This is a genomic window from Microcoleus sp. Pol12B5 (assembly GCF_036701335.1).
GTDB lineage: Bacteria > Cyanobacteriota > Cyanobacteriia > Cyanobacteriales > Microcoleaceae > Microcoleus.
On sequence record NZ_JAUBQQ010000013.1, the window covers coordinates 60880 to 81263 of the forward strand.

At 45.0% G+C, this 20384-nt stretch carries 16 protein-coding genes; 10 read left to right on the forward strand and 6 right to left on the reverse strand.

Annotated elements, in window-relative coordinates:
- Window positions 1–432 precede the first annotated feature (432 nt).
- Window positions 433–1986 (forward strand): lysine--tRNA ligase, encoded by a 1554-nt coding sequence (gene lysS, locus QUA24_RS09535; RefSeq protein ID WP_333229114.1) that lies wholly within the window; start codon window positions 433–435, stop codon window positions 1984–1986.
- A gap of 144 nt (window positions 1987–2130) precedes the next feature.
- On the opposite strand, the gene QUA24_RS09540 is transcribed toward lysS, so the two are convergent.
- From QUA24_RS09540 to QUA24_RS09560, 5 genes are all read right to left on the reverse strand, one after another.
- Complete coding sequence (locus tag QUA24_RS09540; RefSeq protein WP_333208955.1) at window positions 2131–2730, reverse strand: TerD family protein; 600 nt, start codon at window positions 2728–2730, stop codon at window positions 2131–2133.
- Window positions 2731–2811: 81 nt separating this feature from the next.
- Window positions 2812–4266 carry a TerD family protein gene (locus QUA24_RS09545; protein WP_333229116.1) on the reverse strand — a complete coding sequence of 485 codons (1455 nt, stop codon included), beginning with the start codon at window positions 4264–4266 and terminating at the stop codon, window positions 2812–2814.
- Between the two features lie 99 nt (window positions 4267–4365).
- Window positions 4366–4938, reverse strand: coding sequence for a TerD family protein (locus tag QUA24_RS09550; protein WP_333208952.1), 573 nt, complete (start codon window positions 4936–4938; stop codon window positions 4366–4368).
- Between the two features lie 54 nt (window positions 4939–4992).
- Window positions 4993–5526, reverse strand: coding sequence for a peptide deformylase (gene def / locus QUA24_RS09555; RefSeq protein WP_333229118.1), 534 nt, complete (start codon window positions 5524–5526; stop codon window positions 4993–4995).
- 75 nt (window positions 5527–5601) lie between these two features.
- On the reverse strand, window positions 5602–6843 hold the full coding sequence (locus QUA24_RS09560; protein ID WP_333229120.1) for an HhoA/HhoB/HtrA family serine endopeptidase: 1242 nt from the start codon (window positions 6841–6843) through the stop codon (window positions 5602–5604).
- A 209-nt stretch (window positions 6844–7052) separates the two neighbouring features.
- Here QUA24_RS09560 and dnaA point away from each other — a divergent pair, with 209 nt between their 5' ends.
- The 3 genes from dnaA (at window position 7053) to dnaN (ending at window position 10211) form a co-directional block, all read left to right on the forward strand.
- Window positions 7053–8423 carry a chromosomal replication initiator protein DnaA gene (gene dnaA, locus QUA24_RS09565; RefSeq protein ID WP_333229122.1) on the forward strand — a complete coding sequence of 457 codons (1371 nt, stop codon included), beginning with the start codon at window positions 7053–7055 and terminating at the stop codon, window positions 8421–8423.
- 11 nt (window positions 8424–8434) lie between these two features.
- Window positions 8435–8842, forward strand: coding sequence for a hypothetical protein (locus QUA24_RS09570; protein WP_333229124.1), 408 nt, complete (start codon window positions 8435–8437; stop codon window positions 8840–8842).
- A gap of 229 nt (window positions 8843–9071) precedes the next feature.
- Window positions 9072–10211, forward strand: a complete 1140-nt coding sequence (gene dnaN / locus QUA24_RS09575; RefSeq protein ID WP_333229126.1) for a DNA polymerase III subunit beta — start codon at window positions 9072–9074, stop codon at window positions 10209–10211.
- A 250-nt stretch (window positions 10212–10461) separates the two neighbouring features.
- On the opposite strand, the gene QUA24_RS09580 is transcribed toward dnaN, so the two are convergent.
- Window positions 10462–11901, reverse strand: coding sequence for an ATP-binding protein (locus tag QUA24_RS09580; RefSeq protein ID WP_333229129.1), 1440 nt, complete (start codon window positions 11899–11901; stop codon window positions 10462–10464).
- 982 nt (window positions 11902–12883) lie between these two features.
- Here QUA24_RS09580 and QUA24_RS09585 point away from each other — a divergent pair.
- From QUA24_RS09585 to QUA24_RS09610, 6 genes are all read left to right on the forward strand, one after another.
- A complete protein-coding gene (locus QUA24_RS09585; RefSeq protein WP_333229131.1) occupies window positions 12884–13963 on the forward strand; it encodes a permease in 1080 nt (359 codons plus the stop codon).
- A 150-nt stretch (window positions 13964–14113) separates the two neighbouring features.
- Window positions 14114–14902, forward strand: a complete 789-nt coding sequence (locus QUA24_RS09590) for a TIGR03943 family putative permease subunit (RefSeq protein WP_333229133.1) — start codon at window positions 14114–14116, stop codon at window positions 14900–14902.
- Between the two features lie 182 nt (window positions 14903–15084).
- Window positions 15085–16461: an oligosaccharide flippase family protein gene (locus QUA24_RS09595; protein WP_333229135.1), complete on the forward strand. Its 1377-nt coding sequence runs from the start codon at window positions 15085–15087 to the stop codon at window positions 16459–16461.
- Between the two features lie 19 nt (window positions 16462–16480).
- Window positions 16481–17482, forward strand: a complete 1002-nt coding sequence (locus tag QUA24_RS09600; protein ID WP_333229137.1) for a hypothetical protein — start codon at window positions 16481–16483, stop codon at window positions 17480–17482.
- Between the two features lie 477 nt (window positions 17483–17959).
- A complete protein-coding gene (locus QUA24_RS09605) occupies window positions 17960–19525 on the forward strand; it encodes a hypothetical protein (RefSeq protein ID WP_333229139.1) in 1566 nt (521 codons plus the stop codon).
- 82 nt (window positions 19526–19607) lie between these two features.
- The gene (locus QUA24_RS09610) at window positions 19608–20174 is read left to right on the forward strand and encodes a hypothetical protein (protein ID WP_333229141.1); all 567 of its coding nucleotides are present in this window, start codon (window positions 19608–19610) and stop codon (window positions 20172–20174) included.
- The last annotated feature ends 210 nt before the right edge of the window (window positions 20175–20384 follow it).

Sequence of the window (20384 nt, forward strand, 5' to 3'; positions counted from 1 at the left end):
TGCCGTGAGGCTGCACTACATATCATCTCACCTGTTGCGATCGACAGACAACTTAATTTTTTAATGTTTCGGTCGCTTTGTGCAGTCGATAACAATAGTTGTCTGTTGTCTGTTGACTGTTGACTGTTGGGGAGAGGGAGTAGGAGGGATGGAGAGGATAGAAGACTTCCGTCAGGATTAAAACCTTACTGACCTTCTGCATCTGTCGATCGCCAGTGTGTCTGGATTATCTGACAAATTGGTCTATGTTGACCAGTTATGATAGAGTTTGGTGTTTCTGACATTTTGCAGCTCGATCGCGAACAGGCAAGATGCCTGTTCCACAAAGAGTGAATTTTCTTGTAGGGCGTTGTTTTGAGCAACGCCCGATCGCACGATCGCCAGAATAGTGCAAGATGTCAGATATTTGTAATTTTAATCAGGCAATAACTAATGACTCTCAGTGAAGCCGAAGTCCGCAGTCAAAAAGTAGACGAACTGCGATCGCAAGGCATAGAACCGTATCCCAGTGAATCCTACGCGCGATCGCACACAGCCCAACAAGTTCGCGAAATATTTAGTCAGCCGGGAAAAGAACTCCAAAACGGAGAAAGTGACCCCGAAGAAATTTCCCTGCGATTAGCCGGCCGCATCACTTCCAAGCGAGACAGCGGCAAAATTGGTTTCATCGATTTAAAAGACGCCACAGACAAAATTCAACTCAAAATCGAGAAAGCAATTGTCACCGGCGAAGTCGGTTTGAGCTTTGAACAAATTAAAAAATTGCTCGATGTCGGCGATTTTGTCGGCGTCGAAGGTATCGGCTGCCGCACCCCCAGGGGAGAACTTTCTATTTTAGTGAGGGAATTAAAGCTTTTATCAAAAGCTACTATTCAATTTCCCGATTCTTATTATGGAATTAACGACCCCGAAGTTTGCCGCCGTCACCGCGAAATGGATTTGGCAAGCAACCAAGATGCGCTCAACCGTTTTATGCTGCGAAGCCGCATCGTTCAAAGCATCCGTTCCTATCTCTGGCAAGCCGATTTTTACGAAATAGAAACCCCGACACTGCAAGCTATTTACGGCGGTGCTGCTGCTAAGCCATTCATCACTCACCACAATGCTTTGGAAGTAGATTTGTATTTGCGAGTGGCTCCAGAATTATTCTTAAAAAGAGCCATTTGCGGCGGTTTCGAGCGAGTATTTGAACTAGGGAAAGCATTTAGAAATGAGGGCATTGACAGCACGCACAATCCAGAGTTTACATCTTTGGAAGTTTACCAAGCTTATGCTGATGTTTTCGATATTTTAGGAGTTGTCGAAGACGTGATATGTTTCGCAGCGGCGGCGGTATTTGGGGATGTCAAAGAAATTGAAAATCAGGGGGAAACCATTAGTTTAGAACGCAAGTTCGACTACAGCGAAAAATATCCCGGTTTCAGCGGCAAACACTGGCAAGTGAAAACGATGGTAGAAGCTGTCAGAGACGAGTTTGGGCTGGATTTTGACAGTTTGGACTTGGAAAGTGCGATCGACTCTGCAACCAAGTTAGAATTGCACCTGTCTAAGTTAGAACAACAGAGTTTAGGCTACGTGCTCTATGCAGTTTTTGACAAATTAGTTGTTCCCAAACTCATTCAACCTACATTCATCATCGACTACCCTGTTGAAGTCAGTCCCTTAGCAAAAGGACATCGCAGCAAGCCGGGATTTGTAGAACGTTTCGAGCTGTTTATCAACGGTACAGAATACTCGAACGGATTTTCAGAATTGAACGATCCGAAAGAACAAAGAAAGCGGTTTGAGGAACAGTTAGCACAGAAAAATGCCGGCGATGACGAAGCGCATCCAATGGATGAAGATTTTATCCAAGCGCTATCTTTGGGAATGCCTAACTGTGCCGGAATGGGTATCGGTGTAGACAGATTGGTGATGCTTTTAACTAATACTCAAAGCATCCGAGATGCCGTCATGTTCCCGACAATGCGGCCGGTCAAAGATTGATTGGAGTAGGTTTTTTGCAGATGTCTAATAAGTACATGGGGATTTTTTAACCGCAGATATCAGCGGATTAACACAGATAAACGCAGATGGAATTTCATCTGCGTTTATCTGCGTTTACCTGCGGTTAAAACAACATTTTTAAGATCACCGCATAAATGAACCGACAACACCGTTCATATCTTCAGCCAAAGGATTTCCCAAAGCCTTAAACTTCCACTCGCCGCCTTCTCGATAGACTTCTCCCATCAACATATTTAATTTTCCTTCATAAGATGGGTCATTTGACAAGCGATAGCGAGCTATTTCTTTCCCGGCGGCATCTACAGCCCTCACGAAAGCATTTTGTACCAGGCCGAAATGCTGTTTTCTCTCTTTTCCATCGTAAATATTTACGCCCAAAATAATTTTGTTATATTCGGCTGGCAAAGAACTCAGTTTCACCACTATTTGTTCGTCGTCTCCGTCTCCAGCCCCCGTGAGATTGTCGCCTGAGTGAACAACTGTTTTGTCCTTTGACTCCAAATGAGAGTAATAAATTACATCCTCTTTGTAGTTCTTTATTTTGCCATTTTCTCCCAGCAGCATAGCGTAGGAATCTAAATCAAAATTGGCACCGCTGCTTCGACCGAAAAGACCTTTTTTAGCTTGGGCAACATCCCAGCCCAAACCCATTGTCAATCTGGATAAGTCGTATTCGCTTTTGCTGAGAACGATCGATTGCCCTTTTGTCAAGTTGATAGCCATAGTTTTGAGATTTTGTAAGGTTTATGGTGAAGTTGAATGATTGCCCTAAGCTAGCATTTTGTTTGGCTGCAAAAGCTGTTTCTAGGGTAAGAGATTTTTGATTCGTGCTGATTTTACCCAATGTGGATATTCGGCTGTCAACAAATCGTATAATTCCTCATCGGCAATATGTTCTGGGTCTTCTAAACTGAAGAAATCGGCGTTGTCTAGGTAGCGATCGCCCATTTCGTCAAGCTGTTCTAAAAAGCTAAAATCGCTCGCTACGGCTCTTGCTAACCACCCGCGAGCTCCCTTACTTTTGACATCTTTCTGCGACTTGCCGATCGCCATAAACTGCCAAAATATCGGCTCGTAAGACGACCATTGTAGCTGCTGCTTGGTTTCCGATTCGTCAGCAGTGGCTCCATCCGTGACAAACATCACGTATACAGGTCGATCGGCTTTAATAGCTGCGTAGCGCCTGCTACCGCGAGCGTCAGGAAAATAGAAATTTCTAATTTCTTTCATTACTTTACCGTAGTAAGTACCTCCTTCTAAAGGATACGGTTGCAGTATATTGTGGATGAAGTTTGAGAAATTGTCGATCGACATTTCACCGGGATTGTGGGGGTTGACTCCAAACAGAAATATGTCGATTGATCCGTTGTCATCCAACCGACACCCCAAAGCCAAAATCTTCTCTGCCAAACGCTGAATTTTTCCTGAACGGTATAGGGAAGACATAGAAGCAGAAATATCGAGGCAAAGCGCTACTTGAGCATTGTGATTTGTGAGATTTGCTTTCTTGAGCGAGATATCGGCTTTCTTCGCGAGATTAAAAATGTGCGGCGCTTTCTCCTCAAGCTTTTTGTCTAACGCTATAGCTTTCTGACTTTTGTGGCTATCTTCAATAACTGGTAATTTAGGCAATTCTACTGTACGTTGTGCTGGTTTTTCTTGCTGTTGAATCTCAGAATGATACTTATCAACAAAACTCTGCAACCCTGCTTTATATCCTTGCCCTACGGCCTGAAATCTCCAAGCTGCATCTTTTTTATACAACCGTCCAAACTCGATCGCGGTTTCTTCAGAAAAAGCTTCGGTTAAATCATACCGCGCTAGTTCGCTGCCTGTTTGGCGATCGTACAATCGGATAAAAGCATTTCTGATTTGGCTGAAATTTTGATGTTTAGCTTGTGCGTCGTGAATCGTGACCACAAAAACCATTTCTTCAACAGCAGCCGTTACTTTTTCCAAGTCTACATCAATTGTCTCGTCATCCCCTTGAGTTTGACCAGTTTGATTATCTCCCGAATGGGCGATCGCTCCGTCCGGCGACTGCGAGTTATTGTAAAATACAAAGTATCTTCCATCGGGAATCTTGCCGTCCGCACCTAATGCAAAAACAGAGGCATCGATATCGCAGCTTTGCGGGTTTGAGTTCGGTAAGTTTAGTTCAGTTGCTATTTCCCACCCCAGGGCGATCGCAACTTTTGTTAAACTTGGAGATGTTTTAGAAAGATTAAATCTTTCGCCCTTCTTTAATTGAATTCCCATCTGGTTTATCACCTCATGAGTCTGATTGCTTAAAATCGAGGGAAACATTCCTGCTTCCGAATTTCCCCTCGATTTATTTAGCTGGGAGCGATCGCCTTTTTATGCGGCATACTTATCTACAAAGCTTTGCAAGCCGGAATTGTAGCCTTCTCCTACAGCTTGAAACCTCCACTCGCCGTCTTTCTTGTAAAGTCTGCCAAACTCTACCGCTGTCTCCCGAGAAAAATCCTCGTCTAAATCGTACTTCATTACCTCTGTGTTAGTAGTAGTGTCGTAAATCCTGATAAAAGCATTCCGCACTTGACCGAAGTTTTGCCTTCTCGATTCTGCTTCGTGGATAGTTACCACAAACACAATTTCTTGCACCGCCGGATCGACTTTGCTTAAATCGACTGTAACGGTTTCATCATCGCCAAATCCTTCTCCAGTTCTGCTATCTCCCAGATGTATTACAGAAGTGTCCGGCGACTCCTTGTTGTTGTAGAAAACAAAGTATTTTTCGCCGGGAATTTTGCCCGTAGCCCCCAACATAAACACGGAAGCATCTAAGTCAAACGCTGTGCCGGTATCTGTAGCATTGGTATCCCATCCCAAACCAATCCCGGCATTTTTTAGCCCCGGTGCTTCTTTCGATAGATTGATTCTCCCGCCTTTTTCCAAATTGATAGACATTCGCCCTCCTATTCACAACATCACTGGCGTTACTACTAGCAATTATATCAAGTGTTATAGTAAGTTGACAATTTGCTTTTGGTACTCGTCCTCTGTGATTAGTTCGTGGGTATTTTCCACTCTGTCTAAAAACACGATTCCATCTAAATGGTCGTGTTCGTGTTGAAAAATTCGGGCCACAAAGTCTGTCAATTCTTGTCGGTGGAGTTTGCCGTCTCTACTGGTGTATTCTATCTCGATCGCCCTACTTCTCGGCACCAACCCTCGAATCCCCGGAATGCTCAAACAGCCTTCCCAGTCTTTGACTGTCTCTGTTGATGCAGCCACAATCCGGGGATTAATCATCGCTGTGGGTTCCATGTGGGGTGCTTGGGGATAGCGCAGATTGGGACGGGATGCGACGATGAACAGACGATCGGACTGAGCCGCTTGAGGGGCGGCAATCCCCACTCCGTTTGCCTGCTGTACTGTACAGATTAAGCTGTCAATCAATTGTTGAATGCGATCGTCCTTAATATTCTCGACAACTTGCGACGGGCGGCGCAGCACAGGATTTCCTAATTGTGAGATTTGTAAGAGTTCTGCCATATTAATTAGTCATTGGTAATTGCTAATTGGTAACAACTGCCAACCGTCAACCGTCAACCGTCAACCGTCAACAGATTATTGAACTTTTTGAACAGGCAAACTCCCCGGTTTAACAGTCAAATTAACTATTTGCCCGTTGCGGTTAATTTCCATTTGCAACAGCCCGCCAACCTTAGCATTTTGCACGAACTCCTGAACAGCTTCCGACTGAATAATCGGCTGATTATTAATTTTTTGAATCACATCTCCAGCCCGCAAACCTGATGCTGCTGCGGGAGAATTAGGAACAACGCTAACAATAGCCACACCCCGATCGACTGCAACTCGCAGACTGCTGGTAGCATTGCTGTTAATTTGCTCCTTAACATCGGGAGTCAGCGTCGCCATTTCAATACCCAAATAAGCGTGTTCGACTTTCCCCGTCGAAATCAGTTCCTTCGCCACCTGTTGCGCCGCCTGAATGGGAATCGCAAACCCCAATCCTTGAGCACCTTGAATAATCGCCGTATTCATGCCAATAACTTGTCCCGAAGCATTCAGCAGCGGGCCGCCGGAATTCCCCGGATTAATTGCAGCGTCTGTTTGAATAAAACCGATCCGCTTGTCGGGTACGCCCACATCGGTACTCGATCGCCCCGTAGCGCTAATAATTCCCGCAGTTACGGAATTGTCCAAACCCAAAGGATTGCCGATCGCGATCGCCCATTCCCCAGACAACAGCTTATCCGAATTGCCGATCGGCACCACAGGCAGATTATTCGCCTCAATCTTCACGACAGCCACATCCGTCACCTTATCCGCCCCCAACACCCGCCCCTGAAAGCTGCGGCTGTCCTTGAGAGTTACATTTACTGTATCGGCTCCCTCTACAACGTGAGCGTTAGTGAGAATCACACCGTCGGCACCGATGACAAAACCCGAACCAGTGCCCCGTTCGATCCCGCCCCGGCCGCCCGAATTCGGTTCTATGCCAAAAAAATCTTCCGGCGACAGCCCTCTATTTCCCGGTTTCACCCGGCGCGAAGCATCGATCCGAACCACTGCCGGCCCAACTTTTGCCACCGCAGCCACAATAAAATTCACATTAGTCCCGTCGCCCGACAAGGAAGCAGGTGGCAAGACTTTGCTAACTCGATCCTTTGTATTAGGAGGCAGTTGCAATTTCGGTTCCAGCGCCCTTTGTCCAGAATCGCCAGAATTTGCACGAAATTGAGAAACCGTCAGACGATCGCCCAACATGGCGGCCCCGGCTCCCGTTACCAGCAGCAATATGTAAATTGCCGGTTGCTTCCAAAATTTGCCAGTAGAACTCTTCATTGCCATGTTTTAAGGCTTTCCTGCCAAATCTAAATATTTGCTGAACAGCTCCCCGATACCTGGTTTGGACTGCAGAGCCGCCAAATTTTTGGGCGATGGCGTCCCGCCCTCGCCCGTGCTACGGCAGACTCCCTTAAACTTTAGCATCTGAGGACTAAACTCTCTAGAGTAGAATTAATATCTTGAATGCCGATCGGCAGAGGTGAGCAGTGGACATTCCCCTCGAAAGTCTGTGGAATCAGATACTTGAACGTCTCCAGGTACAACTGAGCAGACCTAGCTTTGAGACGTGGATCAAAACTGCTAGGGCGGAACAACTCGAAAATAACTGTTTGATCGTCAGCGCCCCCAACCCCTTTGCTCGCAATTGGTTACAAAAATATTACAGAGAAATCCTTGCCGATGCAGTCGCAGAAATTCTGGGCTATCCCGTAGACATTTACTTGACAATTGCGGGGGGAAACGAAACAGGCGGCAGCAGCGACTCGGCCATAATTTGGCCCTCCCCCATCGCGGATATCCAGGAAAGTCACTCGCTTCACCCCCCCAAACCCGCCAATTTAAACCCGAAATACCTCTTTTCCCGCTTTGTCGTCGGTTCCAACAACCGCATGGCTCACGCGGCTTCCCTCGCGGTAGCCGAGTCTCCGGGCCGAGAATTCAATCCCCTATTTTTGTGCGGTGGCGTCGGTTTGGGCAAAACTCATTTGATGCAGGCGATCGGTCATTATCGCTTGGAAATTGACCCCAACGCCAAGATTTTTTACGTTTCTACTGAGAAATTTACTAACGATTTAATCGCCGCCATTCGCAAAGACAGTATGCAAACTTTCCGCGATCATTATCGGGCCGCAGATGTTTTATTAATAGATGACATCCAATTTATTGAAGGCAAAGAATACACTCAAGAAGAATTCTTTCACACTTTTAATACTTTGCACGAAGCCGGGAATCAAGTAGTTTTAGCTTCAGATCGCCCGCCGCAACAAATCCCCCGCCTGCAAGAGCGTTTGTGTTCCAGATTTTCGATGGGATTAATTGCCGACATTCAATTGCCAGACTTGGAAACTCGGATGGCAATTTTGCAGAAAAAAGCTGAGTATGAAAATATGCGGCTGCCGCGAGATGTGATTGAATACATTGCTTCTAGTTACACTTCCAACGTTCGGGAATTAGAAGGTGCTTTGATTCGGGCGGTAGCATATCTTTCAATTACTGGTTTGCCGATGACTGTGGAAAATATCGCCCCGGTTTTGAATCCGCAAAGTGAAAGTGTAGAGGCAACCCCAGATGCAGTAATTGCAGTTGTGGCTGAGGAGTTTGATGTTTCTGTTGAAGATTTGAAAGGTATTTCCCGGAGGCGAGAAATTAGTCTCGCCCGTCAAATAGGGATGTATTTAATTCGGCAGCATACTGGTTTAAGTTTGCCCAAAGTTGGCGAAGTGTTTGGCGGCAAAGATCACACGACTGTGCTTTACAGTTGCGACAAAATTGCTCAGTTGCGGAACACTGACCCGAATTTGGCTCAAACTTTGCGTCAGTTGAGCGATCGAATTAACGCTGTCAGCCGCAAAAGTTAATTTGAAGTCAGTTGTCTGTTGACAGTTGTCAGTTGTCGGTTGACAGTTGTCGGTTGACAGTTGTCAGTTGTCACATCAATGACTCAGTTGTCAGTTGTCAGTTGTTATCACTCAACGCCGTCAACAGTCAACAGTCAACAGTCAACAGTCAACAGTCAACAATTCCCATTCCCAATTCCCAATGCCCCATAATAGACAATCTTGCCTGTGGAAAAACCTGTGGAAAATTGGCCCTCCGTTTGTGGAAAACTTTACTCGATCGCCCGAAACAGCTTTTGCACAAAAAAGGGCGATCAACCGCACCAGCTTTTCCACAAGTTTTCCACAGGTATTTCTTACCTATAAGTTACGCCCAGCAAGCAGTTAGCTTTTTTTTCCACAGTTTCCACAGGGCGATCGACACAAAAATAATTCAATAAATTAAAAAATACTAGCGATCCCTACACACCCTACACACATAGTTCGCGACGCGCGCTGACTTCAGAAACCCGGTTTCTACCAAGCTTTCTCGTTTTTACAGACAAAATTTTGCCTAGACACGCAGTTTCTAGCCCCATGCTTAAGCCCTACACACAGAAAAACCGACCCGCCGGCTTTCTGTGATACCATTTGTTTCTGTTTCAAATCCGGTTAATTAACCTTCCTACAATGAAATTGGTTTGCACCCAAAGTGACCTCAACGCCAACCTCTCGTTGGTAAGTCGGGCCGTTCCCTCCCGCCCGACACATCCGGTACTAGCCAACGTGCTCTTAGTAGCGGATGAGGAAAATCAGCGGGTTAGCTTGACAGCTTTCGATCTCAGTTTGGGCATTCGCACCAGCTTCGCAGCAGAAGTAACAGGCGGCGGCAGTTTTACCATACCCGCTAAATTACTCAACGATATTGTTTCGAGACTCCCAGATGGAGAGATTACTTTAGAAGACGAAGCAGGGGACACCGTAGCATATCTCACTTGCAGTTCTGGCAGCTACCAAGTTAGAGGCATGGGCCCGGAAGAATTCCCAGAATTGCCTGCAATAGAAGGCGGAACAATCCTCAAATTGCCACCGGAAGCCTTGATAGAAGGACTCAAAGGAACTTTATTTGCTACTAGCCCCGACGAGGCAAAACAGGTACTTGCAGGCGTGCATTTAAAGGTATTGCAAGATTGCCTGGAATTTGCAGCTACAGACGGTCACAGATTGGCAGTAGTTCAAACTGCCAATGAAAAACCTGAAGGCGAAGAAACCCAAGAAGAATTTGAGGTGACAGTCCCCGCTAAAGCATTGCGCGAAGTAGAAAGAATGCTGGTGATGCGGCAGTGGACTGAACCTGTCGCCTTGCATTTTGAACACGGTCAAGTAGTGTTTGAATGGGCAGATCAGCGGCTGACCACCCGCACATTGGAAGGGCAATATCCCGCATATCGGCAGTTGATTCCGCCGTCTTTTGAGCGGCAAATTACCTTAGAAAGGCGATCGTTCTTAGCAGCAGTAGAAAGAATAGCCGTTTTTGCCGACCAAAAAAACAATATTCTCAAATGCAGCATCGACGAGGAGAATCAGGAAATTACTTTGTCTGTAGATGCTAAAGATGTCGGCTGTGGCAAAGAGTCAATGCCCGCACAGATTTCGGGAGATAGCATAGATATTGCTTTCAACGTGAAATACTTAATTGACATTTTGAAAACCGCTCAATCCCCCGAAATTCAACTGCAATTAAACGGTGCCTTAGCCCCCGTAATTTTCCAGCCTTTGGGCGGAGTTAATGCTACATTCTTGGTAATGCCTGTTCAGCTAAGAGCTTAAAAAGAGTCAGTAGTCATTAGTCAGTAGTCATTAGTCAACAGTCAACAGTCAACAATCACCGATCGTGCAACCGAACTCGCTCTAACTCATCTGCGTTAATCGGTGTTTATCTGCCCTCATCTGCGGTAAAAAAAAGAGACTTTATTAACCGCAGATGACAAGGGATTGAGGCAGATTCACGCAGATAAAGAGAAGGAGAAGAGAGATAGGAATAATTCCGATGCTAATAGATTTGAGATGAGTTATTTCTTCAAATCCATGGCAACAAAATTTCAAATTCAGTACCTGTACCTGGCGTAGAATGCAAATTTAACTTGCCTTTATGCTTTTCCGTAACAATTTGATGGGTAATTGCCAACCCCAAACCGGTACCTTTCCCTGCCGGTTTAGTGGTGAAAAATGTCTCAAAAATCCGCCGCTGAATTTCTGGCGGAATTCCCGGCCCGTTATCGGCAATTCGGATGGCTATCCAAGCGTTATTTTGATTTTTTTCCGCTGTTTCTGGGCAGAAATCGCCGTTTTGGCTGGCGGATGATAGCTGTTTGACATTTTGTCGATCGCCCCTAACATAATTTTGAATTAATTCCGAATTCACGCAGTCTCCGTCAGAACTGTCTATTACCTCGGTTTCAATAGTAATCGCAGGCATAAAATCTTTTTCTGCTTTTACCTCTTCCAAAGCGTCGATCGCATTGCTGATGATATTCATAAATACCTGGCTCAACTGACCAGAGTAACACTTAACCAAAGGTAAATCCCCATAGTTCTTAACTACTTTAAACCCGTACTTCAGACGGTTTTTCATAATTAGCAGCGTACTGTCAATACATTCGTGGATGTTAGCTTGCTTCAAGTGGGTTTCGTCCATATGAGAAAAGGTGTGCAGGCTGGTGACGAGTTCGGTCAGCCTCTGCGATGAAACTTTCATACTTTTGAGAATTTCCACCCAATCTTCTTGCAAAAAATCAAATTCTATGTGTTTTTTGAGTTGGTTAATTTTTTCGTTTTCACCGACAATATGTTCGTAAGCAGACAGCAACTCCAGGATGTCTTTCGAGTAGTTGGACAAAAAGCCTAGATTTCCGCTGATGCAGGTGACGGGATTTCTAATTTCGTGGGCGACTCCAGCTACCATCTGTCCCAAACTGGCTAGTTTTTCGGTTTGAATTAGTTGAGATTGAGTTTGCTGCCTCAGCAATTTTGTCGCTAGTTCGTGAATGTTGGATTGGGCTACTAACAGTTCGTGTACGTCTAGCAAACTATAAGTTTGAGGCGAAACTTGAACCACAATCGGTTCGTAAAGCAATTCTTTCGATCGCAACAGCGACTTCCTGGCTGCATCCACGATTAAAGTACTGCTGGGAAAAATTAAACTCTCAGTTTCGGCAAAGCGGTACAAAGCCCTCACAGGTCGCTTTAAAAATAATTCTCGCCCAAAAGGACGGCTGATAAATTCTAAAAATCTCCGCCGGGAAATCATACCTGCAAATTCACCTTGATGGGTGACAATGACTCCCGGTAACAGCGGATTAGCTTCTAACATCTGAGAAATTCGCATTCCCCAATCCGTAGCTTCTACCTGAAAATCGTAAAGCGACAATTGTTGGAGAGTAGAGTCTAAACAAAGTTCTCCTAGGTCAGCCTCGGAGATGGGTTGGACGGGTCTTTCTACGCAGGAGGTATTCAACATAAATTTATCAGCACGCTTTTTTGGGTTCTATTTGCCAGCAGACATTCAGCTACCAAAGCTCAGCAGGTGAGTTGCTGAGTGTTTTGACCGGCATCCCCCTGGCAAACTGCATTTTAAATTACACAAAAAACTGACTGTAGCAAGGAAAATTTTACCACTTAAAGTATTAGGCAAGATTGAGGCTCACCGAGATAAATGCGCCCTGGTAATTATACCTGACTTTATTTTATACTGACTTGAACGGTATTAACGCTTGTTTCGACTATTTAACTATTCATTAATCTTAATTAATCGTCTTAACCTTTTGTTAATAAATTATTAGGTTAAGAAATATAATTAATTGATAATAGAAGAAAATGGGAATTGCCCGATCGCCCCGGCGATACAACGCCCTGAAACAAATTAAAAGCACAAAGCTAGGGCGATCGCGTCCCTGAGTTTTAGCTTGCAATCGCGATGGCGGGACGCCTTGCAAGCTAGGGCATCTGAGGCTATGTATCCCATCTCCCCGATCCGGTACTCGCAACCCCCCGTAACGGCCAGCTAGCGGCCCACCTGCCAGTGCGTCCCTTATAGGTTTGTAGTGAAAACTAAAGTCATCGCTACAAACATATTTTTTAGCGATCGTTATATAAAACAGTTAGCCTTGCCCGCAATCTGCAAAATCTGCCTTGGCATTTGTTCTAAAATCAATTATTGTTAACCGAAATATCCATCAAATCCGCGACGGTTGGCTTAGTTAATTATTAATTGGCTGTACGAGGCGGATATGAATAAAAATCCAGTCAAATTTAAACGGCTTTAAGCAGTCGAAATCATTCCATATCTTAGCATTGATTAAATTAGAAGGTCTACAAATTATAGCAAAAAAAACACCAAAAACAATTAACTCGATCTTAACTTAGTGCTATGCTTTAGTATGATATACAAGGAGTTCTACCAAAGACGTATAGCTAAATAGCAATCTACCAGTAGGTGATCGATGCAACCCGCCCTGACAAATCAGTTAAATAATGCTTTCACCCTGTTTCTCAGCTTGTTAGTAGAAGCAATACCTTTTCTGCTGCTGGGAGTTTTATTTTCAGGTTTGCTGCTGGGGTTTGTAGACGAACGCAAACTCGTATCGCGCATCCCACAAAACCCGCTGCTGGCGGCTTTGATGGGCAGTTTAATCGGCTTTTTGTTTCCCGTGTGCGAGTGCGGTAACGTGCCCGTAGCCCGCAGGTTACTGATGCAGGGAGTACCCGCACCAGCGGCGATCGGCTTTCTGCTGGCGGCCCCCACCATTAACCCCGTGGTAATTTGGGCTACTTGGACGGCATTTCGCGATCAGCCAGAAATTGTAGTTTTCCGGGTGGTATTTTCTCTGTCTATAGCCACAATTATCGGCTGGGTGTTCAGCGCCCAAAAAGACTTGCGGCCTCTGCTGCAAACCTCTGTAGCCCGCGCAATCCCCTTGCCAAAACCAGAGTTTTCCGAAAAAGAAGTTGTCCAAGCTAACACTCCGCTGCTGTTGCAGTCGGGAACATTTATGCTCGGTCAGCCGGGGGGGGTGGTGCCGATCGAATCTTTGCTACAAGACGACTGGAAGCCATTAAAAACAGGCAAAACAGAAAAAACCTCGAAACGTTCCTCAATGTTTCACCGGGTTTCTAAACAGCGTCTGCGCCTGCTTTTAGATACTATGGTACAGGAGTTGCGCGAATTGGGAGGAGTGTTGGTAATCGGAAGTGCGATCGCAGCCATCATTCAAGTTGGCGCCCCCCGCGAACTAATTCTCAACCTCGGCCAAGGCCCCGTTTCCTCGATTATAGCCATGCTGCTATTAGCGGCAGTCGTATCGATTTGTTCTACAGTAGATGCCTTTTTTGCCCTGTCTTTTGCTTCCACATTTACCAGCGGTTCGCTGTTAGCCTTTCTCGTTTTCGGCCCGATGATTGACCTCAAAGGTATCGGTTTAATGCTGTCAATTTTTAAAGGTAGAGCCGTAGTTTACTTAATTGTCTTGGCAGCTCAGTTAACCTTTTTAATGACCCTCGCTGTCAACTTGCATTTAGGTTAATAAGTTAGCTCAAACAGACAACTAATACCATTTTCGCTTGGCGATTTTCAATTACCTTGCTCGCAGACACGGAAGTCACGAATATACGGATAGGTGTTTTTCATTTGCTATCTTCCCTATTCCTTCTTCCTTCCCCATCACTTTTAAAAAATGAATCTTAAAAAAATTAGCCCCTGGCTGGACGCCCTAGCTATCTTAGGCTGGGGAATATTGCTCCTCAAATATTGGATCACCGGCCAATTAAGCATTCTCATTCACCCCAATTACTTTGGCTTGACTCTAGCAGGAGGAATCGGCTTATTGGTTATTGGCGGTTTAAAAACTTGGGAACTCTTAAAACTCGATCGCACTACCCAGCAATCGCGGACATCAACAGCAAATAACTCTCTCAGAATCACAGAAGTTGAACACGTTACTTTGTTTCCCCCCAGTATCGGCAGCACCTTAATGTTGGGCGTCGCATTAATAGGTTTACTAACAACGCCACGCACCTTTACCAGCCAGACAGCATTAGAACGAGGCCTCACCGAATCCCTGCCCATCACCAGACTGCAACCCCAAGAATTTCGCAATACTACAAAACCCGAACAGCGATCACTTGTCGAATGGGTGCGGCTGTTAAATTTCAACCCCGAACCGGATACATACAGAGGTCAAAAAGTCAAAGTTCAAGGATTTGTAATTCACCCCCCTAACCTAACAGAACAATATATGTGGATTGGGCGTTTTATCATTACCTGCTGCGCGGCAGACGCCTATCCGATCGGCTTGCCAGTCAAATTACTGATTGGTCAAAGCCGCACCACCTTTGCCCCAGACACTTGGCTAGAAATAGAAGGAGAAACGATCGTAGAAGAACTCCAAGGCAAGCGCAAATTAATCATTCAAGCATCCTCCCTCACACCCATTCCCGCACCCAAAAACCCTTATGATTATTAGATGTTGAGTAAGTATCAGATTAAATTTTACCTTGATTGCGAGATGGAAAGTCCAGACCCAATCTCCGTATACAGATCAACATACGGTAAAGTCAGCTATAAAAGTGGCAGCATCCTCCTCTAGGAGTTGCAAATAACAAATTCAGCAACTACACTCGTAATTAGGAAATAAATTCTGAGTATATGTCATCAGAAAAAAAATTAGCTATCAAAGGTGCTGCCTGGACGATCGCCAGTTATGCAAGCAGTCAAATTATCCGATTTGGCAGTAACTTAATCCTGACGCGTCTGCTTTTACCCGAATTATTTGGTTTAGTAGGTCTAACCTACGTTTTTATAACAGGGATCAACTTATTTACAGACATAGGTTTGGGCCCAAGTATCATCCAGAACAAACGGGGGGAAGATCCTCAATTTCTCAACACCGCTTGGACACTGCAAGTTCTTCGCAGCTTGTTCATTTGGATTGGTTTGGTTATAATTACCCAGCCCGTTGCGAGTTTTTATGAAGAGCCCCGTCTTCTGTGGTTGATTCCAATCATAGGTATAAATTCCGTACTAGGAGGGTTTAAATCTACTTCAACAGCCAGCCTAGAACGCAAAATGGCAGTGAAGAAAGTAGTAATTTTTGAGTTGGGCATACAGATTGTTTCTACAACAGTGATGATTGTCTGGGCATGGTTCGATCGCAGCATCTGGGCGATCATCGTCGGTGGCTTTACTGGAGCTTTCATGGAGTTAGTATGGAGCCATTTTTTGATTCCAGGCAAGTCAAACCGCTTTGCTTGGGATAAAGAAGCAGCTAAAGAAATATTTTCTTATGGAAAATGGATATTTTTGTCTACGGCTTTGTTTTTCTTGTGTTCTCAAGCCGATCGACTGATCCTAGGGAAAATATTTACTTTAACAATGTTGGGCATTTACGGCATCGCTTTTACCCTGGGGGATATGCCGCGCCAAGTCATCATCGCCATTAGCGGCCGGGTGATTTTTCCATCGATTTCTATGCTGGCAGAGTTGCCGCGGGAGGAGTTGCGCGCGAAGATACTCAAGAACCGCAAGCTAATTCTAATACCATTAGCCGTAGGTTTAGCAATTTTTGTGATCTTTGGAGATCAGTTAATTTTAACACTGTATCGGAAAGAGTATGAGGCTGCATCTTGGATGATGCCAATCTTGGCGTTAGGTATCTGGCACACCACCCTCCACAATATCATGGGTTCTTGTCTGTTAGCCGTAGGAAAGTCTCAGTACCCAGCTATAGGCAATCTGCTGACTTTTGTGAATCTATGTATAAGTATACCGCTGGGATACTACTTAAAAGGTAATTTAGGGGCCGTGATTGCTGTAGCTCTCGGTGACCTTCCTACCTATGCAGTAACTAACTACGGTTTGTGGAAAGAAGGACTAACTTGTTTTTGGCAGGATATTCAATTAACAGGGCTGTTTGTAGTGGTGCTGGCCACTCTACTTTGGTGTAGAGTCGCTTTGGATTTGGGTCTGCCAATCGATAAAATATCACCGATGGATTTAGTTCCAATCAATCAACTATTTCAGTAAAAAAAAGGAGATTGTCTCTATGTCAGCCGAACAAAATACAAGAAGCAAAGTAATGCACTTTATGTTCTTACAAATGGCTCTTTTACAAGAAATCTCGCGAGTGGCAACAAGGTATAGTAAACTGATGTTTTTTTATCAAAAAAATCGGGTTATAAATTTGTTCAAAGAAAACGAACAGCTCGAAAAAAAACGCCCCAAAGTCTTTGTGGCTGTCCCACACATTACATCAGTTGAAGAATTTAACAATCCCGAAAAAGCCACAGCAAAAATAGAGAGACTCAGGCACACAATAGATGGACTGTTAACGACTTTTGCTCATTGCGACCTGACAATTACTATCCAAACTCTACCGAACAGGCACGTTACAGCCTACTTACCTGAATATCAAATTAAGTGCATTCAGATCCAAGAAGGTCCTGAATGCGACCCCATGTTTGTAGAGTTTAGACTTCAGGAAGAATTTGTCGAAAAAGTAGAAAAATTTGACTGGTTTTTATTTATAGAAGATGACATTGTTTTATACGATGCTTTCATTCTAGAAAAATTAGAAAGTTTTAACCGACAAAGCGGGTATGAGAATGCTATTCTTTACCCACACCGTTTTGAAATGTATCAAGGAACCAAGAGATACATTGATTTGACAATAGATGATGAACTATCGTGGAATAAACTATCTAGTGTAGAGATAGAAACTGTAAAATTTGCTGAGTGTACCAATCCTCATTCAGGATTTTACTGTTTGTCAAGAAAGCAGATGAAAGAGTGGATAAAATCAGGTCGCATCTTCAAAAATCACGTAGTGAAGGTCGGGCCTTTAGAGAGTGCAGCCACTTTTTGTCTTTTGGAATGTTTCTCGATATATAAGCCCCACCCGTCAAACTTAAACTATTTTGAGATCAGGCATTACGATAGCAAATACTCTAAGCTATATCCCGAACCGGAATCGCCGTATACACTGTCAGCAGTTAATAATAGTTCCCACACACCCATCGGCAAGGCTTCGTCAAAGGGATCTAAGTAGTCGTCATGATTATTAGTAGGATGGGTAGATCGCAAGCGTTACCCCTAAACCTATTAAATAATTAGCGATTTGAGATGTGAGATTAAATTAAAAATCTAAAATCTCAAACAGTGTTGGACGCAAGTGGTATAATTGTAGGGTGCTCTACTGTCCTCAAAGCCTCTCTCTATCGAGCAATTTTTAGCACTGAGGCAGCCTAAAAGGTAAAATCTCAAATTTCACATCTCCACTCGGTTGATACTGTTGGAAGTGCCGCAGAATCCACGGATTTAAGAGCGTGAGTTTAGTTCAGTCCTGGAGGCACACACACTTTCAAAAACCGAGTTTTTTACCAACATATTTCGTTATATTTCGTTGCAGCCCTTTAGCCTGGTAAAAAAAACCGTTTCAGAGGGCCGGGAGTACGCCCAAGACAGTAAAATTTAAGAGGGAAAATTTGGCAGTTACTTTTCAGCAGAAAGTAGGAGAGAAAGATTTGTGAGTATTTTTAAGAAAAAAATTAATCCTTCACCCTTCGCTATTCTGCCATTCCAACAGCCGATCGACCGCACGGCGATCGTCCTCATGCTAGTGCTGAGCTTCTTAATAGGGCTGCTGCTGCTGAGCGGCGATCGCACAGCACCCAGAGTGCGAGAATTTACCTGGGAAAACAAACAAATCGGCGCCGAAGATACCGGCTTTATCCTCACCTTCTTTCGGCCGATGAACCACTCCACCGTCGAGGAAAACTTAAAGCTAGAACCCCCCCTCCCCGGTAAATTTAGTTGGGCTGGAAGACGCATGGCTTACACGCTCAAAAATCCAGCACCCTACGGCGTTACCTACACAGTCAAACTCGCCGGAGCAACCGACAAGTATTTCGGAGAAAAAAACCAAAATAAAGGAACGCCCATGCAACCGTTTAGCAGTTCCTTTCGCAGCCGCGATCGAGCTTTTGCTTACATCGGTGTCCAAGGCGAAACAGAAAGCAGATTAATGCTAGTCAATCTCACCAGCAGCGACTCAAAACCGATACCGCTGACTCCCAAAGATTTAGTTGTCACCGATTTTAAACCTTATCCCGACAGCGATCGCATTTTATTCTCCGCCACAGATCGATCGATCGCCCGTACTCGCGGCACTCTAAATCAAGAAATATTCACAGTCACCACCGGCATCAACCCTCAATCTGACTCAGGAACTCAACAAAAATACCCAGCCGGTAGAATCGACAAAATCTTAGACTCCAAAGATTACCAAAACCTCAAATTCGACCTCTCAGCCGACGGAAAAATCATAGTTGTCCAGCGCGTCAACCGCCGCAATCCCGGCGATTTCAGCCCTTGGATTGTGGAAGAAAAACAGGCGCCCAGACCATTGGAAAATGAACAAGGCGGAGATTTTATGATTCGCCCCGACAGCAAATCGATGGTAATATCTCAAAAACAAGGATTAGCGATCGTCCCCCTCAAACCCGAAGCAGATCCAGTAGAATTTTTGCCAAAATACGAACAAGTGTTGGGCATGGCTCGCGACAACTCCGCCGCCGCCTATGTTAAATACAACAGCGACTTTACTCGATCGCTTTTCATCTTAGATAACCAAGGTGTAGAACAAGAAATATTGCGTATTCCCGGCAGCATTATGGCCGTTTATTTCGACCCCCGCAAAAACCAAGACAACCAAGTTCAGCGTCTCTACTGTTTGTTAGCCCAACGCCTCAAAACAGAAAGCTACAAAGAACAGCCTTTCATCGCCACCATCGACCTCAAAAAAGAGGGTACTCGTTTGGTCGGAACCATCAAACCGCTGCTGATTTTGCCCAACCAATTAGATACCCAAATCAGTTTATCTCCCGACGGGCTGGCATTAATTTTCGACCAATCAGTCACAGCAGCAACTCCCTCCGTAGCAGACAGTCCCCGCAACGATAGTGGACAGTCGATCGCCACCAGCCGCCTCTGGCTGCTACCCTTAGTAGAAATACCGGCAGACGGTTCTCCCGCAAAACTACAGCCAGAAGAACTTCCCTTTGCCGGCTATCACCCCCGCTGGCTACCATAAACCAATTTGAGATTTGAGATCGCACTGCTGACTAATCAGTGGTGACTAATCTAAAATCTAAAATCTAAAAGCTAAAATCATTATGACTCCCGAAGAAATTAGCAATACCCTTAAAGACTTATTTGGTGACAGTGTTGAGATGCCTGCTGCCACTTCTTGGCAAGTAGAAACCCCCAATTTTCGTCTGTTAGTCCTCCTTTCAGAAGACGGGAGTTGGCTGCGGATTTTGTTGCCGATCGCCGATGCCCAAGAAGCTCAACCATTTCTTGATAAACTGCTAGAAGCTAACTTTGACACCACCCTCGAAACTCGCTACGCCTTACATCAAAACGTTTTGTGGGGAGTATTTCAGCACAGTTGTGCCACACTCGTGGCCGCCGATTTCTCAGCCGCCGTCGCCCGAGTGCTGGCTTTGCAAGAGAGAGGTTTGTCTGACTTTTTCGGCGGTTTGATAGAAAGCCGCATCCGTCAAATCATCAAAGCTGCGAAGGCGCAGGGACAGTCTGTCGAAACCACCCTTCAGACTTTAGACCGTTTCTACGCAGAGGGATTGATGGGTGAAATGGAACTAGGGCGAGAGTCTAGCGAAAAAACTCTCGCCGCTTGGCGGTATCAGCTAGAACGCCTCTGGCCGGAGGTGGAACCCTAAAAGAATTGGAGATTGCTGATTGGAGATTGCAGACTGCAAAAAACTGATGACTATCGAGGTTCGGAAGTTGCCTAAAGTTGCATTTCTTTTGAGTGGTATAGCAACCGCGGCCGACGCTTAGGATGTTCTTAATTCCACAAACCCTTGGGGAACATTGCTTCTTCCTTCTCTCGCGACGATAACTAAAGCCTTCCATCCGTTACATTCGGT

Excerpts from the sequence above, each read along its gene's own strand:
- lysS (WP_333229114.1), top strand. The coding sequence starts at position 433 with ATGACTCTCAGTGAAGCCGAAGTCCGCAGTCAAAAAGTAGACGAACTG.
- QUA24_RS09540 (WP_333208955.1), bottom strand. The coding sequence starts at position 2,730 with ATGGCTATCAACTTGACAAAAGGGCAATCGATCGTTCTCAGCAAAAGC.
- QUA24_RS09545 (WP_333229116.1), bottom strand. The coding sequence starts at position 4,266 with ATGGGAATTCAATTAAAGAAGGGCGAAAGATTTAATCTTTCTAAAACA.
- QUA24_RS09550 (WP_333208952.1), bottom strand. The coding sequence starts at position 4,938 with ATGTCTATCAATTTGGAAAAAGGCGGGAGAATCAATCTATCGAAAGAA.
- def (WP_333229118.1), bottom strand. The coding sequence starts at position 5,526 with ATGGCAGAACTCTTACAAATCTCACAATTAGGAAATCCTGTGCTGCGC.
- QUA24_RS09560 (WP_333229120.1), bottom strand. The coding sequence starts at position 6,843 with ATGAAGAGTTCTACTGGCAAATTTTGGAAGCAACCGGCAATTTACATA.
- dnaN (WP_333229126.1), top strand. The coding sequence starts at position 9,072 with ATGAAATTGGTTTGCACCCAAAGTGACCTCAACGCCAACCTCTCGTTG.
- QUA24_RS09580 (WP_333229129.1), bottom strand. The coding sequence starts at position 11,901 with ATGTTGAATACCTCCTGCGTAGAAAGACCCGTCCAACCCATCTCCGAG.
- QUA24_RS09585 (WP_333229131.1), top strand. The coding sequence starts at position 12,884 with ATGCAACCCGCCCTGACAAATCAGTTAAATAATGCTTTCACCCTGTTT.
- QUA24_RS09590 (WP_333229133.1), top strand. The coding sequence starts at position 14,114 with ATGAATCTTAAAAAAATTAGCCCCTGGCTGGACGCCCTAGCTATCTTA.
- QUA24_RS09595 (WP_333229135.1), top strand. The coding sequence starts at position 15,085 with ATGTCATCAGAAAAAAAATTAGCTATCAAAGGTGCTGCCTGGACGATC.
- QUA24_RS09600 (WP_333229137.1), top strand. The coding sequence starts at position 16,481 with ATGTCAGCCGAACAAAATACAAGAAGCAAAGTAATGCACTTTATGTTC.
- QUA24_RS09610 (WP_333229141.1), top strand. The coding sequence starts at position 19,608 with ATGACTCCCGAAGAAATTAGCAATACCCTTAAAGACTTATTTGGTGAC.